Origin of the sequence: Ramlibacter sp. (genome assembly GCA_019635435.1) — a bacterium.
Taxonomy (GTDB): domain Bacteria; phylum Pseudomonadota; class Gammaproteobacteria; order Burkholderiales; family Burkholderiaceae_C; genus JAHBZM01.
The window spans coordinates 3,863,963-3,880,397 of sequence record JAHBZM010000001.1 but is presented as its reverse complement, the minus strand read 5'-3'; the positions used below and the strand labels follow the sequence as shown (position 1 = coordinate 3,880,397).

At 67.3% G+C, this 16,435-nt stretch carries 14 protein-coding genes; 9 read left to right on the top strand and 5 right to left on the bottom strand.

The window, feature by feature from the left end:
• Positions 1 to 20 precede the first annotated feature (20 nt).
• Entirely contained in the window at positions 21 to 515 is a 495-nt protein-coding gene (locus KF796_18740; GenBank protein MBX3588673.1) for a MarR family transcriptional regulator, read from the bottom strand.
• A 152-nt stretch (positions 516 to 667) separates the two neighbouring features.
• On the opposite strand from KF796_18740, the gene KF796_18735 reads away from it, so the two are divergent.
• On the top strand, positions 668 to 2,380 hold the full coding sequence (locus KF796_18735) for a tannase/feruloyl esterase family alpha/beta hydrolase (GenBank protein MBX3588672.1): 1,713 nt from the start codon (positions 668 to 670) through the stop codon (positions 2,378 to 2,380).
• Positions 2,381 to 2,442: 62 nt separating this feature from the next.
• Here the strand turns inward: KF796_18735 and KF796_18730 are convergent, their stop codons facing one another.
• Positions 2,443 to 3,339 (bottom strand): alpha/beta hydrolase, encoded by an 897-nt coding sequence (locus KF796_18730; GenBank protein ID MBX3588671.1) that lies wholly within the window; start codon positions 3,337 to 3,339, stop codon positions 2,443 to 2,445.
• Positions 3,340 to 3,490: 151 nt separating this feature from the next.
• On the opposite strand from KF796_18730, the gene KF796_18725 reads away from it, so the two are divergent.
• Positions 3,491 to 4,279, top strand: coding sequence for a hypothetical protein (locus KF796_18725; GenBank protein MBX3588670.1), 789 nt, complete (start codon positions 3,491 to 3,493; stop codon positions 4,277 to 4,279).
• Here the strand turns inward: KF796_18725 and xdhB are convergent.
• Together xdhB and xdhA are read right to left on the bottom strand one after the other, a co-directional pair.
• Positions 4,264 to 6,675, bottom strand: a complete 2,412-nt coding sequence (gene xdhB, locus KF796_18720; GenBank protein ID MBX3588669.1) for a xanthine dehydrogenase molybdopterin binding subunit — start codon at positions 6,673 to 6,675, stop codon at positions 4,264 to 4,266. The genes KF796_18725 and xdhB overlap by 16 nt on opposite strands.
• A complete protein-coding gene (gene xdhA / locus KF796_18715; protein ID MBX3588668.1) occupies positions 6,672 to 8,162 on the bottom strand; it encodes a xanthine dehydrogenase small subunit in 1,491 nt (496 codons plus the stop codon). Before xdhA ends, xdhB begins: the two co-directional genes overlap by 4 nt.
• 99 nt (positions 8,163 to 8,261) lie before the next feature.
• On the opposite strand from xdhA, the gene KF796_18710 reads away from it, so the two are divergent.
• From KF796_18710 to KF796_18685, 6 genes are all read left to right on the top strand, one after another.
• Complete coding sequence (locus tag KF796_18710) at positions 8,262 to 9,227, top strand: LysR family transcriptional regulator (protein ID MBX3588667.1); 966 nt, start codon at positions 8,262 to 8,264, stop codon at positions 9,225 to 9,227.
• 42 nt (positions 9,228 to 9,269) lie between these two features.
• Positions 9,270 to 10,850 (top strand): ABC transporter ATP-binding protein, encoded by a 1,581-nt coding sequence (locus tag KF796_18705; protein MBX3588666.1) that lies wholly within the window; start codon positions 9,270 to 9,272, stop codon positions 10,848 to 10,850.
• On the top strand, positions 10,837 to 11,916 hold the full coding sequence (locus tag KF796_18700) for an ABC transporter permease (GenBank protein MBX3588665.1): 1,080 nt from the start codon (positions 10,837 to 10,839) through the stop codon (positions 11,914 to 11,916). Before KF796_18705 ends, KF796_18700 begins: the two co-directional genes overlap by 14 nt.
• Positions 11,916 to 12,836, top strand: a complete 921-nt coding sequence (locus KF796_18695) for an ABC transporter permease (protein ID MBX3588664.1) — start codon at positions 11,916 to 11,918, stop codon at positions 12,834 to 12,836. The genes KF796_18700 and KF796_18695 overlap by 1 nt, the downstream gene beginning before the upstream one ends.
• 46 nt (positions 12,837 to 12,882) lie before the next feature.
• A complete protein-coding gene (locus tag KF796_18690) occupies positions 12,883 to 14,040 on the top strand; it encodes a BMP family ABC transporter substrate-binding protein (GenBank protein MBX3588663.1) in 1,158 nt (385 codons plus the stop codon).
• 175 nt (positions 14,041 to 14,215) lie between these two features.
• Entirely contained in the window at positions 14,216 to 14,380 is a 165-nt protein-coding gene (locus tag KF796_18685; protein MBX3588662.1) for a hypothetical protein, read from the top strand.
• On the opposite strand, the gene KF796_18680 is transcribed toward KF796_18685, so the two are convergent.
• The gene (locus tag KF796_18680) at positions 14,369 to 15,007 is read right to left on the bottom strand and encodes a Fic family protein (protein ID MBX3588661.1); all 639 of its coding nucleotides are present in this window, start codon (positions 15,005 to 15,007) and stop codon (positions 14,369 to 14,371) included. The two genes, KF796_18685 and KF796_18680, sit on opposite strands and share 12 nt — an antisense overlap.
• Before the next feature lie 357 nt (positions 15,008 to 15,364).
• Between KF796_18680 and KF796_18675 the strand changes: the two genes are divergently transcribed.
• Positions 15,365 to 16,405 (top strand): adenosine deaminase, encoded by a 1,041-nt coding sequence (locus KF796_18675; protein MBX3588660.1) that lies wholly within the window; start codon positions 15,365 to 15,367, stop codon positions 16,403 to 16,405.
• Positions 16,406 to 16,435 lie beyond the last annotated feature (30 nt).

The following is a 16,435-nucleotide window of genomic DNA, read 5'->3' as shown; positions in this document are numbered from 1 at the left end:
CTGCGTCGGGCATGGGGCGCTCAGGCTGAAGCGGACTGCCGCGCGCAGGCCACCTTGTGCAGCAGCTCGATCAGGATGGTCTGTTCGCCCAGGCTCAGGTGCGACAGGGCCTGTTTTTCGGACGCGAGGATCTGCCCCGTCGCCTTGCGGGCCAGCTCGGCGCCGCGCGGCGTGGTGTGCAGCACCTGCGAGCGGCGGTCGTTCTCGCTCTGGGTGCGTTGCACCCAGCCCCGGGCTTCCAGCCGGTCCACCACGGCCGTGATGTTGGGCGCCGTGACGGCCAGCGCGCGCGCCAGCCGCACCAGCGAGCCCCCGGGGTTCTCGTCAATCAGGGTCAGCACCGTGTATTCCACGGGCCGAAGGCCAAAGGGCTCGCCCGCGTGCTCCAGAAACACCTGGTGGGTGACGATGGTGGCCTGCGCCAGCTGGTAACCCAGCACATGGTGCAGGCAGGCCTCGCTGAGTTTGCCTGCGGGGGTCACGTCGGTGCGGGGAAGAGGGCGTTTGGCGGGCATGGGGGCTATTGTGCCAAGTCGGTTCCGGGGAATTTATAGATAAGTAACTGAACTAAACATGCTTCTTGTTAAGGGAAAACACGGAGAATTTTCAGTCCATAAGCTTCACTAAATGAACAATACTGCGGTCCTTGCACAACAAGGAGACACCCATGACCCGAGTTCCCGGATACCTGCTGTGGGCCGTGCCGGCCGTTGCCGCCGCCGCCCTGGCCGCCTGCGGAGGCGGCAGCAGCGGCAGTGCCAGCGCCCTGCCGCAGCTGGCGCCCGCCACCCCCGCCGCCCTGGCCTTCACCTGCGCCGACCTGCCCGGCAAGCTCACGGGGCTGGCCAACACCACCATCACGGCATCCACCCTGGTGGCGGCCGGCACCCTCACGTTGGGTGGCGAGCCCGTCCCTGAGCACTGCCTGGTTACCGGCAACATGTTCAGCCGCACCAGCGCGGTGGATGGCAACGCCTACGCCATCGGCTTTGAAATGCGGTTGCCCGTGGTCTGGAACGGGCGCTTCTTCCACCAGGGCAATGGGGGCATTGATGGCAGCGTGGTTGCCGCCCGGGGCGAGTTGGGTGGCGGTCCGCTGACCGGCGCGCTCAAGCAGGGCTTTGCCGTGCTGAGCTCGGATGCCGGCCACGCCGGCGCGCTGGGCCCCACCTTTGGCATCGAACCCCAGGCCCGGCTCGACTACGGCTACCAGGCGGTGGCCAAGCTCACGCCCATGGCCAAGAACCTGATCAAGACCGCCTATGCCAAGGGGCCGGACCGCTCCTACTTTGGCGGCTGCTCCAACGGCGGGCGTCACGCCATGATCGCCGCCACCCGCTACGCCGCCGACTACGACGGCGTGCTGGCCGGTGCCCCGGGCTACAACCTGCCCAAGGCGGCCATTGCCAGCATTGCCGGCGGCCAGCTCTATGCCAGCGTGGCCACCAACCCGGCCGACCTGTCCACCGGCTTCACCACCGCCGAGCGCACCCTGGTGGCCAACGCCGTGCTGGCCAAGTGCGATGCGCTGGACGGCGCCACCGACGGCCTGGTGCAGGACGTGGCGGCCTGCCGCGGCGCGTTTGACCTGCAGCGCGACGTGCCCTCGTGCACCGGCGCGCGCGACGGCACCTGCCTGAGCGATGCGCAGAAAACCGCCATCGGCAAGATCTACAGCGGCCCCAGGACCAGCGCCGGCGCGCTGGTGTATGCGAGCTTCCCGTACGACGCGGGCGTGTCGGGCTCGGGCATCCCGTTCTGGGAGTTCACCGCGCCGCTGGCGCTGGACTCGGGCGCGGTGGGCATGATCTTCAAGGTGCCGCCGGTGGCCGCCGCGGGCTTCAATGGCCCGGCCTTCACGCTGGGCGCGAACATCGACGACCTCGTGGCGCAGATCAACGCGACCAACGCCACCTATGTTGAATCGGGCATGAGCCTGATGACGCCGCCCACCCCGTCCAACATGAGCGCGCTGAAGAACCGTGGCGGCAAGATCATCGTCTACCACGGCGTGAGCGACCCGATCTTCTCGGTCAACGACTCCGAGGCCTGGTACCAGGGCCTGCAGGCCGCCAACAACGGCGACGCGTCGGACTTTGCGCGCTTCTACCGCATCCCCGGCATGGGCCACTGCTCGGGCGGCCCGGCCACCGACCAGTTCGACGCGCTCTCGGCGCTGGTCAGCTGGGTTGAAAAGGGTGACGCGCCCGGCGCGCTGACCGCATCGGCCCGCGGCGCGGGCAATGCCGGCGGCGTCAACGGCGACGTTCCGGCCAGCTGGTCCGCCACGCGCACCCGGCCGCTGTGCCCCTACCCGCAGGTGGCGCGCTACAACGGCACCGGCAGCCTGGAGTCGGCCAGCAGCTTCAGCTGCAAATAGCCCCAGCCTGCTCTGATTTTGATAGCTGCCAGTGGCCACGGGGCGTGGACTGGCGGCTTTTTCTATGGAAATTTGACGAGTTCGAGCACGGCCTCGGCAAACACCTGGGGCGCTTCCTGCGGCAGGTTGTGGCCCGCGCCCGGCACGATGCGGTGGCTGCGCGGCCCGCTGAACCGGTGGGCGTGCGCGCTCGCATCGGCTGGCGGCCGCACACCGTCATCGGCCCCGTCAAAGGTGATGCTGGGCACGCTGATCACGGGCTGCGCTGCGAGCCGCGCCTCGATGCCGGCCAGCGCCGGGTCGCCTGGCACCAGGCCAAAGCGGTGGCGGTAGGACTGGATCACCACGTCGACAAAATCAGGGTTGTCAAAGGCGGGTGCCGAGCGTTCAAAGGTCGCGTCGTCAAAGGCCCAGGTCGGTGACCACAGGCGCCACAGCAGCTTGACCAGGCTGCGCCGGTCCCGCACCAGGCCCGCGCGGCCCCGCTCGGAGTGAAAGTAGTACTGGTACCAGAGGCTGTGCTCGTTGGCGGGCGTGTCGGGCTCCATCGCGCGCGCGATGTCCTGGATGTTGTAGCTGTTGAGCGAGACCAGGCCCGCGCAGCGCTGCGGCCAGAGCGCGGCCACCACGCAGGCCGCGCGCCCGCCCCAGTCGTAGCCGGCCAGCACCGCGCGATCGATGTTCAGCGCATCCATCAGGGCCAGCAGGTCCGCGCCCAGGGCCGCTTGCTCGCCCGAACGCGGGGTGGCCTCGGACAAAAAGCGCGTGGGACCGAAGCCGCGCAGATAGGGCACGAGGACGCGGCAGCCGGCGGCGGCCAGCCGTGGCGCCACTGCTTCATAGGCGTGGATGTCGTAAGGAAAGCCGTGCATCAGGAACACGGGTGGGCCGTTGGCCGGGCCGGATTCGGCGCAGGCGATGGACAGCGGGCCGGCGGTGAGGTACTTTAGGGCTTGCATGTGAACGCATGCTACCAAGGCACACCGGACCCGGTGGCCGAGGGATGACGGCACAGGCGCAGGGAGGGCAACATCATGCGATGCAAAAGAAGGCACGCGCGGCCGCGGGCCGCGTTCGACACGGGGCGGGCTGCCCATGCGGGAGGTGCCGATGGCCGTTCGTAAAATCCCGCCCGACCCCCTGGTCGGTGGACGGGTTCGCAAGACCGACGTGCGCCGCGAGGTCATCACCAGCAATTACGGCGTGACGCGCAGCTATGGCGCCTGCCCCCACACCAATCCCGCCAACCAGATGGTTTGCACCGGCGGCTCCGCCATGACGGCCCTGCTCGGCCCCGATCTGGGCGATGGCCAGCGGCGTGGTTCGCCCACGACCCAGAACAGCCTGCAGCCATTGATGGGGCTGCTCAACGGTTTCGGCGCCAAGAAATGGAAGGCGGGGCATCTGCTCAACGCCGAGTTCGGAGGCAGCGGCCTGAGCGACCGGAATCTGACGCCCCTGACCAGCGCGGCCAACAATGCCCACAAGGTCTACGAGGGCCACATCAAGCGCATGCTGCTGCTGTGCAACCAGATTGATCGCGCCTACCAGGACTACACCCATTGGTATGGGGTGCTGTACACCGTCAATGTGTCAGCCGTGTCCTATTCGAACGCACCGGCGGTCAACGACATGTACAGCTACGCGTACTCACACATCACGCTCGCCTACGGGTTCGTGAAGCTGCCGAAATTCCCGGCGATGGGCGCGCCGCCCCACACTGCCCCGCCGCCGCCCAATAACCATGTGGCGGTACCGGTACTCGTGGGCCCCGACCCGCGGCTGGCCGATTTGCGGGGCGTGGTCCAGCCCAATCCGGCGCCCAGTGCCAACATTGCGAACTGGGCTGGCGGGCTCAACGCCATCCAGTTCAGCGTCGAGATTCACAACGAGCCCTGAGGCTGCCGCGCCACCAGCGCGCAGGCCTTGAGCACGTTCTCACCGGTCGCTGGGGCCTGCAGCGGCACCGGCAGGGGCTCAGGGCTGGTCGCTCCCACGGCTTCCCGCAGCGCCTCCCACACGCTGATGGCCAGCATGAACGGCGGCTCGCCCACGGCCTTGCTGCCGCCCACGTTGTCCTCGCGGTTGGCCTCGGGCCAGAGATCGACCCTGAAGTGTTCGGGGATGTCGCCGGTGGCGGGGATCTTGTAGGTGCTGGGCGCGTGGGTGGCCAGGTGGCCCTTGTCGTTCCACACCAACTGCTCGGTGGTGAGCCAGCCCATGCCCTGGACGAAGCCGCCCTCGATCTGGCCGATGTCGATGGCCGGGTTCAGGCTGGTGCCCACGTCGTGCAGGATGTCGACCTTGAGCACGCGGCTTTCGCCCGTGAGCGTGTCAATGGCCACCTCGGTGCAGGCCGCGCCGTAGGCAAAGTAGTAGAACGGCCGGCCCGAGAGGGTGGTCTTGTCGTAGTGGATCTTGGGTGTGCGGTAAAAGCCGTCGCTCCACAGCTGGATGCGGTTGGCATAGGCCTGCTTCACCACCTCGTCAAAGTGGCGTGTGGTGGTGGGCGTGGTGATCTGGCCGCCGGCAAAGCTCACGGCGCCCGCGCCGCAGCCATCCAGCCCGCTCACAAAGGCCGCCAGGTTGTTGCGCACATTGCGCGCGGCGTACTGGGCGGCGCGGCCGTTCAGGTCGGTGCCGCTGCTGGCGGCGGTGGCGCTGGCGTTGGGCACCTTGCTGGTGTCGGCCGCGGTGCTGCGCACGCGCTCGAACGGCACGCCCAGCTCGTCGGCCACGATCTGCGCCACCTTGGTGTTCAGGCCCTGGCCCATCTCGGTGCCGCCGTGGTTCACCTGCACGCTGCCGTCGGTGTACACATGCACCAGCGCACCGGCCTGGTTGAAGAAGGTGGCCGTGAAGCTGATGCCGAACTTGACCGGCGTGAGCGCGATGCCGCGCTTGATCACCGGGCTGCCCGCATTCCAGGCCGCAATCGCCTCGCGCCGCGGCCGGTAAGCCGCCGTGCTTGCCAGCCGGCTCATCAGGGGCTGCAGGATGTTGTCTTCCACCTTCATCTGGTAGTGGGTGGTGTTGCGGTCTTCCACGCCATAGAGGTTGCGCAGGCGCACGTCCAGCGGGTCCAGGCCCAGGGTGCGCGCAATGTCGCCCAGGATGGCCTCGATCACGATCACGCCCTGCGGCCCGCCAAAGCCGCGGAACGCGGTGTGGCTCTGGGTGTTGGTCTTGCAGCGGTAGGAGGCGATCTCCACATCGCTCAGGAAGTAGGCGTTGTCGGCGTGGAAGATCGCGCGGTCGGCCACCGGGCCGCTCAGGTCGGCGCTGAAGCCGCAGTCGGCCAGCATGGTGAGCTTGAGCGCGGTGACCAGGCCGCTGTCGTCAAAGCCCACCTCCCAGTCGTAGGCAAACGGGTGGCGCTTGCCGGTGACCATGAAGTCGTCGTCGCGGTCCAGCCGCAGCTTCACGGGCCGGCCGGTCTTGCGCGCGGCCAGCGTGGCCCACACGGCCAGATGGCCGGCCTGGGTTTCCTTGCCGCCAAAGCCGCCGCCCATGCGCCGGCACTCCACGGTGACGGCGTTGTTCTCGATGCCCAGCGCGTGCGCCACCCAGTGCTGGATTTCGCCGGGGTGCTGGGTGCTGCTGTAGATCCACCACTGGCCCTGTTCCAGCGGCAGCGCGTAGGCCACCTGGCCTTCCAGGTAAAAGTGCTCCTGCCCGCCCACGGCCAGCTGGCCGCTGAGTTTGCGGGCCGAGCGCTTCATGGCGGCCTCGGGCTCGCCGCGGCGCACCACCACGGGCGGCAGCACATAGCTTTGCGCGGCATGGGCCTCGCGTGGCGTCATCACGGCGGGCAGCGGCTCGATCTGGAGCTTGACCTGGCGCGCGGCACGGCGTGCCTGCATCACGGTGTCGGCCACCACGATGGCCACCACCTGGCCCACATGCTGGACCGTGTCACGCGCCAGCACCGGCTCGTCGTGCACATGGGTGGCCAGCACCGGGTCGCCCGGAATGTCGCCGGCCAGCACCACGGCGCGCACGCCGGGCAGGGCCAGCGCAGCGGCCGTGTCCACGCCCAGCAGGCGGCCGTGGGCCACGGGGGACAACACGGGCGCCGCATGCAGCGTGCCCTTGACCTCGGGGATGTCGTCCACATAGGTGGCGGCGCCGGCCACCTGGGCGCGCGCGCTTTCGTGCGGGCGCGACACGCCGGCGGCCGGGCCCGCCGCCGCGGGCGCGTGCGGTGAATCGGTGGCCGGCGCCATGTTGAGTTCACCCGCGCGGGCGTTGCCGCCGGGCGCCACGGTGTTGAGCTTGCTGTCGCGCGCGTTCATGCGGCCTCTCCCTCGAGCTGGAACGACTCCAGGTTGATCTGCCGCAGGCCCTGGCTTTCAAGCCAGAAGCGCTGCATCAGGTTGCCCAGCACCTCGCTGCGGTAGCCGGCACTGGCGCGCATGTCGCTGATGGGCCGGAACTCGGCGCGCAGCGCGGCGGTGGCGGCCTGCACGGTGGCCAGCGTCCAGGGCTGGCCGCGCAGCGCGGCTTCGGCCTGCACCGCGCGCACCGGCGTGGCGGCCACGCCGCCGGCGCCGATGGACACCGTTTGCACGGTGTCGCCGGCCAGGCTCAGGTTGACCACCAGGCACACGGCCGAGATGTCGTCGTCATAGCGCTTGGAAATCTTGTAGGCCTTGAGCTTCTCGCCCGGCGCGGGCTTTGGCACCTTGATCCAGGCCAGCACCTCGTCCGGAGCCATCACGTTCTGGCGGTAGCCGGTGTAGAGCTTTTCCAGTGGCAGTTCGCGGTGGCCGCGCACGCTCATCAGCACCACGTTGGCGCCCAGCGCAATCAGCAGCGGCATGCTGTCGCCAATCGGCGAGCCGTTGGCCACGTTGCCGCCCAGCGTACCGGAGTTGCGCACCGGCAGCCCGGCAAAGCGGTTGGCAAAGGTCTTGAGCTGCGGCCGGTCGGCCACCAGCGCGGCAAAGGCCTCACTCAGCGTCACCGCCGCGCCGATGGCGATGTGGTGGGGGTAGCGCTCCACGCGGCGCAGCTCCTTCACCTGGGTCACGTCCAGCACCTGGGCGAACTGCCGGTGCTGCTTGGTGACCCACAGGCCCACGTCGGTGCAGCCGGCCACCAGCTGGGCTTGGGGGTGGGCGGCGCGCGCCGCCAGCAGCTGGGCCAGGTTTTGCGGCAGTTTGTAAGCCGAATCGGGCTGGAGTCCAGGATGGGCGGCCTTGATCTGCTCCAGTTTTTGTAGCAAAGCGGCTTCGTCCACGGGCACGGGCGGCAGGCTGGCCATCTGCTGCGCGGCGTCCAGAATGGGCCGGTAGCCGGTGCAGCGGCACAGGTTGCCCGAGAGTTCTTCCTGCGCCAGCGCACGCGTCACGGGCTCGCCCCGCGCCACATGGTTCTGGTAGGTGCCAAACAGGCTCATCACAAACCCCGGCGTGCAAAAGCCGCACTGGCTGCCGTGGCACTGCACCATGGCTTGCTGCGCGGGGTGCAGGGTGCCGTCGGCCGCGGCAATGTCTTCCACGGTCCACAGTGCCATGCCGTCGATCGAATGCGCCAGCCGGATGCAGCTGTTGATGGCCTTGTAGCCGATGCGCCCGCCACCGGCCTGGCCCGGTGGCGCGGGCCTCATTTCTCCAATGACCACGGTGCAGGCGCCGCAGTCGCCCTCGCCGCAGCCTTCCTTGGTGCCGGTGCAGTGCAGGTCCTCGCGCAGCACTTCCAGCAGCGTGCGCTCGGGTGGTACATTGGTCAGGCACACTTGCTCGCCGCGCCGGATGAATCGAATCGTCTTGGTGTCCATGAAGCTCAGTATGGTTGATTTGTCTTTGCTCGTGAGGGTAGAACGCAGCCCCCGGTCGCGACATAAGCATTGCCATATGACAGGAATGCAGGCCCCGGTATGAGAGACCAAGCGCTTTTCGACAAGATAGACCTCCACTTGATAAGGGTCTTGCACACCGTGTTAACCGAACGCAGCGTCTCACGCGCCGCCATCCGTCTGGGCATGCACCAACCCGCCGTTTCCGCCGCGCTCAAGCGCCTGCGCGACCTGGCGGGAGACCCGCTTTTGGTGCGTTCAGGCGCCGGCATGGTGCCTACCGATGCGGGGCTGCGCATGATCGAGCCCAGTGCAAGCATCCTGCGTGCCGCCGAAGTGCTGTTCACCGACGTGCGTGGCTTTGACCCCCAAACCTCCACCGGCACCTTCCGCGTGGCCGCGAGCGACTACCTCGACCCGCTGTTCCTGCCGCAGCTGGTGTCGCAGATCAAGGCCCAGGCGCCGCTGTGCCACATCGAGATCCACCCGCTGTCGGCCGACTCCGACTACCACGCCCACCTGGCGCAGGGCGACGTGGACGTGGTGATCGGCAACTGGCTCAAGCCGCCCGAGGACCTGCACCTGGGCAAGCTGTTTGCCGACGAGGTGGTCTGCCTGGTGTCCAGCGAACACCCGGCCGTGCGCCGCGGCTGGACGGCCGAAAGCTGGCTGGCGGCCGAGCACATCGCACCCACGCCCACCCACCCCGGCGCGCGCGGCGTGATCGACGAGCACCTGGCGGAGCTGGGCCTGTCCCGCAACATCACCGCGCGCTGCCCGCATTTCGGGCTGATCCCGGGCATGGTGGCATCGAGCTTGCTGGTGCTGACCACCGGCCGCCAGTACTGCGAGCGTTACCTCGACAGGTTGCCGGTCAAGGTGCTCGAATGCCCGATCGATTTTCCGCAACTCATGTACTACCAGCTCTGGCACGAACGCGCCCATGCGTCCGACTCGGCCCGCTGGCTGCGCGAGCGCGTCAAGGCGGTGGCGGCCGCCCTGAGGCGGTTGCCGCCCGCCGGGCCGGCGACGCCGCCGCTGCATTGATTCCCACCCAAAAATACCGATAAGCAAAGAGAGACAAACCCCGTGATTCCAAGACTCCAACTCGCGCACATCACCAAGCGCTACCCGGCGGTCGTGGCCAACAGTGATGTATCGCTGACGGTCCTGCCCGGGCAGACGCATGCGGTGCTGGGCGAAAACGGCGCCGGCAAGTCGACGCTGATGAAAATCATCTACGGCAGCGTCAAGCCCGACGAGGGCAGCGTGATGTTCAACGGCCAGCCGGTGCACATCCGCAACCCGCAGGAGGCGCGCGCCCTGGGCATCAGCATGGTGTTCCAGCATTTCAGCCTGTTCGACACGCTGACCGTGGCCGAGAACGTCTGGCTGGGTTTGAACAAGAGCCTGTCACTCAATGAAGTCACGCACAGCATCACCACCAAGGCTGCCGAGTACGGCCTGGACATCGACCCGGCCCGCCCCGTTCACACGCTGAGCGTGGGCGAGATGCAGCGCGTGGAGATCATCCGTTCGCTGCTGACCAATCCGCAGCTGCTGATCCTGGACGAACCCACCTCGGTGCTCACGCCGCAGGCCGTGGAAAAGCTGTTCGTGGTGCTCAAGAAGCTGGCCGCCGAGGGCTGCAGCATCCTGTACATCAGCCACAAGCTGCACGAGATCCGCGAGCTGTGCAACGCCTGCACCGTGCTGCGCGGCGGCAAGGTCACCGGCGTGTGCAACCCGCAGGTGGAGAGCAATGCCTCGCTGTCGCGCCTGATGATCGGGGCCGAACCGCCGGCGCTGGAGCACCATGCCCGACAGGCCGGCGAGACCGTGCTGCAGGTCCAGGGCCTGACGCTCGCGCGCGAAGACCAGTTTGGCGTGGACCTGGACGGCATCTCGCTCGAGGTGCGCGCGGGCGAGGTGGTGGGCATTGCCGGTGTCTCGGGCAACGGCCAGCAGGAACTGCTCTATGCCCTGTCGGGCGAGGACACACGGGCCGAGCCGGCCATGATCCAGGTGTTTGGCCAGGACGCCGCGCGCCTGGGGCCGGGCCCGCGCCGCGCGCTGGGCGTGCACTTTGTGCCCGAGGAGCGGCTGGGCCGCGGGGCCGTGCCCACGCTGGGCCTGGCGCACAACCTCATGCTGACCCGCACCAATGCCATTGGCCGAAGCGGCTGGATCAACGTCAAGGCGCTCGAAGCGCAGGCCGCCGACATCATCCGGCGGTTCAACGTCAAGGCCGGGGGCCCCAACGCCGCGGCCAGGTCGCTGTCGGGCGGCAACCTGCAGAAGTTCATCGTGGGCCGCGAGATCGACGCCAACCCCAGGCTGCTGATCGTGTCCCAGCCCACCTGGGGCGTGGACGTGGGCGCGGCCGCGCAGATCCGCGGCGAGATCCTGGCGCTGCGCGACGCGGGCTGCGCCGTGCTGGTGGTGAGCGAGGAGCTGGACGAGCTGTTTGAAATCAGCGACCGGCTGCATGTGATTGCCAAGGGGCGGCTGTCGCCCTCGATCGACCGCGCCAAGGCCACCGTGACGCAGATCGGTGAATGGATGAGCGGGCTGTGGAATGTGGTTCCCGTTCGCGGCTCTCCGGGGGCTTCGGCGGGCTCAGCCCGAGCGGATCATGTTGGCGAGGAGAAGAACCATGCTCAAGCTTGAACCGCGCCCGCAGGCGTCGCGCTGGTGGAGCCTGGGCTCGCCGCTGCTGGCGCTGGCCATCACCGTGGTGATTGGCGTGCTGCTGTTTGCCGCGCTGGGCAAGGACCCGGTCAAGGGCCTGCAGGTGTTTTTCTGGGAGCCGGTCAAGTCGTCTTACGCGCTGGGCGAGCTGATGGTCAAGGCCACGCCGCTGCTCATCATCGCGCTGGGCCTGTCGGTGTGCTTCCGCTCCAACGTCTGGAACATTGGTGCCGAGGGGCAGTTCGTGATCGGCGCCGTGTTCGCGGGCGGCGTGGCGCTGCTGGCCGACAAGACCACCGGCGGCTGGATCGTCATTGCCATCCTGCTGTCGGGCATTCTGGGCGGCATGGTCTGGGCCGGCATCACGGCGCTGCTGCGCGACAAATTCAGCGCCAATGAAATCCTGGTGAGCCTGATGCTGGTCTATGTGGCCGACATGGTGCTGAGCTACCTGGTCTATGGCCCGTGGAAAGACCCGGCGGGCTACAACTTTCCGCAGTCCAAGACCTTCGAGGCGGTCACGCAGATTCCGCGGCTCATGGCCGGCTCGCGCGTGAGCATCGGCCTGCTGCTGGCGCTGGGCGGCGCGGCCGCGCTGTGGGTGTTCCTGTTCCGCACGCGCGCCGGCTTTGCCCAGCAGGTGGGCGGGCTGGCACCGGCGGCGGCGCGCTATGCGGGCTTCTCGTCGCGCAAGGCGCTGTGGATCGCGCTGCTGACCTCGGGCGGCGCGGCCGGCCTGGCCGGCGCGCTCGAGGTGGCCGGGCCCATCGGCCAGCTCACGCCCTATGTGCCCGCGGGCTATGGCTTTGCCGCCATCATCGTGGCCTTTGTGGGTCGGCTGCACCCGGTGGGCATGGTGTTCTCGGCCATTCTCATGAGCATGTTCTACATCGGCGGCGAACTCGCGCAGTCGCGCCTGGGGCTGCCCAAATCGCTCACGGGCGTGTTCCAGGGCCTGCTGCTGTTCACGCTGCTGGCCTGCGACACGCTGATCGTCTACCGCCTGCGTTTCATGCCCTCCCTCACCGTGAAAGGCGCACAGTAATGGAATCCTACGCCTTGCTCCTGGCCGCCACGCTCAACGCGGGCACCGTGCTCGCCATTGCCGCGCTGGGCCTGCTGATCAACGAAAAAGCCGGCATCGTCAACCTGGGCGCCGAGGGCATGATGCTGTGCGCCGCGGTGGCCGGGTTTGCCACCGTGGTGCACACCGGCAACGACTGGATGGGCTTTGCCGCCGGCATGGGGGCCGGGGCCCTGCTGGCCGCCGCCTTTGGCCTGCTGGTGATCTGGCTCAACACCAACCAGTACGCGACCGGGCTGGCGCTGAGCCTGTTTGGCGCGGGCTTCTCGGCCTTCGCCGGCATCAAATACGTGCAGGAGAAGCTGCCCGAGCGCCCGCATTTCTCGATCCCGCTGCTGGGCGACATCCCGCTGCTGGGGCCGGCGCTGTTCCGCCAGCACCCCATGGTGTACGCGGCCATGGCGCTGGTGGCGGGGCTGATCTGGTTCCTCTACCGCTCGCGCACCGGCCTGGTCCTGCGCTCGGTGGGCGAGTCGCCCGAATCGGCCCACGCGCTGGGTTACCCGGTGCGGCGCATCCGGCTGGCCGCCGTGGTGGCCGGTGGCGCGCTGTGCGGGCTCGCGGGGGCCTACATCTCGGTGATCTACACGCCGCTGTGGGTCGAGGGCATGGTGGCTGGCAAGGGCTGGATCGCGCTGGCGCTGACCACCTTTGCCACGTGGCGCCCGGCACGGGTGTTGCTCGGGGCCTACCTGTTTGGCGGCGTGACCATGCTGCAGTTCCACCTGCAGGGCGTGGGCGTGCAGGTGCCGAGCCAGTTTTTAACCATGTTGCCTTACATCGCCACCATCGTGGTGCTGGCGTTGATCTCGCGCAATCCCGCGTGGATTCGCATCAATATGCCCGCGTCGCTTGGAAAGCCGTTCTACCCCGGTTCATAATCTTTTTTTCACCAACTGTCGCAACCCCCTCAAAGAAGGACCTGACATGACTGATCTGACGAAACGTTCCCTGCTCCAAGTGGCGGCCTTGTCCGCGGTGGCGGCGGCAGCCCTGGTGGGTTGCGGCAAGAAGGAAGAGCCCGCGCCCGCGCCGGCCCCGGCGGCGGCCGCGCCTGCACCTGCGCCCAAGCCCGAGCCGCTGAAGGTGGCCTTTGCCTATGTGGGCCCGGTGGGTGACGGCGGCTGGACCTTTGCCCATGACAACGGCCGCAAGGCCGTTGAAAAGGAATTTGGCGACAAGGTGGCCACCAGCTTCGTCGAGAAGGTGCCCGAGTCGGCCGACGCCGAGCGCGTGATCCGCGACATGGCGGCCCAGGGCAACAAGCTGATCTTCGGCATCACCTTTGGCTACATGGAGCCCATGCTCAAGGTCGCCGCCGACAACAAGGACGTCAAGTTCGAGCATGCGACCGGCTACAAGACCGCCGAGAACATGCGCACCTACGACAGCCGCACCTACGAAGGCGCCTACATGGCCGGCGTGATCGCCGGCAAGATGACCAAGTCCAACACGCTGGGCGTGGTGGCCTCCATTCCAATTCCTGAAGTGGTGCGCAACATCAACAGCTTCACGCTGGGCGCGCAGTCGGTCAACCCCAAGGTCAAGACCAAGGTGGTGTGGGTCAATGAATGGTTCAACCCGCCCAAGGAAACCGAAGCCGCCACCGCGCTGATCAACGGCGGCGCCGACGTGCTGATGCAGAACACCGACTCGTCGGCCGTGCTGCAGACCGCCGAGAAGATGAACAAGCGCGCCTTCGGCTGGGACAGCGACATGACCGCCTACGGCCCCAAGGCCCACCTGGGCTCGGCCGTGATCAACTGGGGCCCGTACTACATCAAGGCCGTGCGTGACGCGCTGGACGGCAAGTGGACCACCGGCCAGAGCTGGTGGGGCGTCAAGGAAGGCGCGATCGACATGGTGTCCATCGCCGCCGACGTGCCCGACGAAACCAAGAAGAAGATCGACGAGGTCAAGGCCGGCCTGAAGGACGGCAGCTTCTCGATCTGGAAGGGCCCGATCACCGACAACACCGGCAAGGTGGTGGTGGCGAAAGACGCCGTGGCCGACGACAAGTTCCTGGGCGGCATCAACTTCTACGTCAAGGGCGTGGAAGGCAAGGTGCCTGGCGACAAGAAGTAAGCCAGGAGATGCATCAAGGGGCCGCCCGTGGGCGGCCTTTTTTTGCGGAGTCCTGAACGCCAGCCGCAGTAAGCGACAGGGCATCATGCGGTTCTGGGTGGCCCGTTCGAGCCGCGGGGCTGGATCATGCGCAAGCCCCTTCAAGTTGCCCTGCGACTCCGATAAAATCTCCACCATGCCCCAAATCGCACAGCCCCTGCCCACGCGCCCCAGCCGCAAAGCCATCGTGCGCGCCGTGGCCAGTTCCACCGCCGTGGAAACGGGGCGCAGCGTGGCACAGCTGGAGCAGCAACTGAAGCAGAACTCGCTGCGTTTCCCGCATATCAAGCTAGCCCGTTGAGGCTGGGTCGCCGGCCTCCATGGCGCTGGCCACCAACGTGCACATGGGGCCATAGTCACCCGAAAACCCGGCATGAATGGCTGCGATGTACACGGACTTGTGCTGCTCCCATCCGCTGTAATCCAGCGGCTCGTGCCCGGCCTGAACGGCCATCACGTCGGCCAGCAGACGCGACAAGCGCCCGTTGCCCTCCCGGAAGGGGTGAATCACGATCAATTCCACGTGGGTGACGGCGATTGAATTCACCAATTCTTCGGGCGCCAGGCGCCCACAGGGTGTCCAGGGCTTCAGGTACCTGCGTTCGAATTCGTCCAGCAAGCCAGGCAGCAGCCCGGCAGTGGCGAACTGAAACCCGTCCTTACCCAGGTTCACTGAGCGCTCTTTTCCCGCCCACGGGTACACATTGCCAAGCCACAGGCGGTGCCAACGCCTGAGGTCTGTCACGCTCAGGGCCCGGTTCGGGAAGTCGTTCAGCAGCACCTCCTCGTACAAATCCCCCAACAGTTGCAGTTCCAGCGTGTCCATGTCATCGGGCGAGGTGATGCCGGCCAGATTGCGTAGCACCCGTTCATTCGAGCCCGGCTCGAACTCGCCTTCGGCCCCTGTGGTCTGGTAGCGGTTGGTCATGGCACTCTATTCAGAAGTCTGATTGCATCCCCATGCAGACTGGCAATTCTGCTGAGATCTTCTTCGATCAGAACAATCAAATCTTTGGCGTCTCGAAAATATCCTCAGCAGCTTGCTGCGGAATCAGCCGTTCCGCTTCTTGTCCTCCACGGCAAGTCCATCCAGCCTCCCGTTCGTGGACAATCTTGCCAGACAATCACCTTGAAAGAGAACCCGCGAAAACCTCATGATTGAACAGCGCCATGGGCACCCTGCGGCGCTGGCGAATGAAGTGGCCTGTGCGCCAGCGGCGGACAAGGCCTCGTCGGCCTACCGCCGCCACCTCAAGAACCTGGGCATTACCTTTGGAGTCTGTTGATGATTGCCGTTCCCCCCATTGCCGCCGACCGCCTGCCGGCCCTGCTGCGCCAGATGCCCAAGGCCGAGCTGCACATGCACATCGAGGGCTCGCTGGAGCCCGAGCTGATCTTTGCGCTGGCACAGCGCAATGGCGTGGCCCTGCCGTATGCGAGCGTGGACGCGCTTCGCCAGGCCTATGCCTTCACCAACCTGCAAAGCTTCCTGGACACCTATTACGCGGGCGCCAGCGTGCTGCTCAAGGAACAGGATTTTTACGACATGGCCTGGGCTTACCTGCGGCGTGCGCAGGCCGACCATGTGCTGCACACCGAAATGTTCTTTGACCCCCAGACCCACACGGCGCGCGGGGTCAGCATGGCCACCGTGGTCAACGGCCTGCACCGGGCCTGTGTGGACGCGCGCGCGCAGCTGGGCGTGAGTGCGTCGCTGATCCTGTGCTTTCTGCGCCACCTGAGCGAGGAAGACGCGTTTGAAACGCTGGAGCAGGCGCTGCCTTACCGCGACCGGTTCATCGGCGTGGGGCTGGACTCCAGCGAGGTCGGGCACCCGCCCGAAAAGTTTGCACGGGTGTTCGCGCGCTGCCGCGAGCTGGGCCTTCACCTGGTGGCCCATGCCGGCGAGGAAGGCCCGCCCGCCTATGTGTGGACCGCGCTGGACCTGCTGAAAGTCGAGCGCATCGACCATGGCGTGCAGTCCACCAAGGACCCGGCCCTCATGAAGCGGCTGGCGCAGGACCGCATCCCGCTCACGGTGTGCCCGCTGTCCAACCTCAAGCTGTGCGTGTTCCCCTCGCTGGCCGACCACAACCTCGGTGCGCTGCTGGACGCCGGCCTGGTGGCCACCGTCAACTCCGACGACCCCGCCTACTTTGGCGGCTACCTCAACGAGAACTTCACGCAAACCTTTGCCGCCACGGGACTGGCGGCGCAGCAGGCCTACCAGCTGGCGCGCAACAGCTTCGAGGCCGCCTTTGTGGACGCCAGCGTGCGGCGTGCCTGGCAGGACCAGCTGGACGCGTGCTTCGCGGCGGCGGCCTGACGCCCGCACACGGCTGTCGCAAGGGCAGCC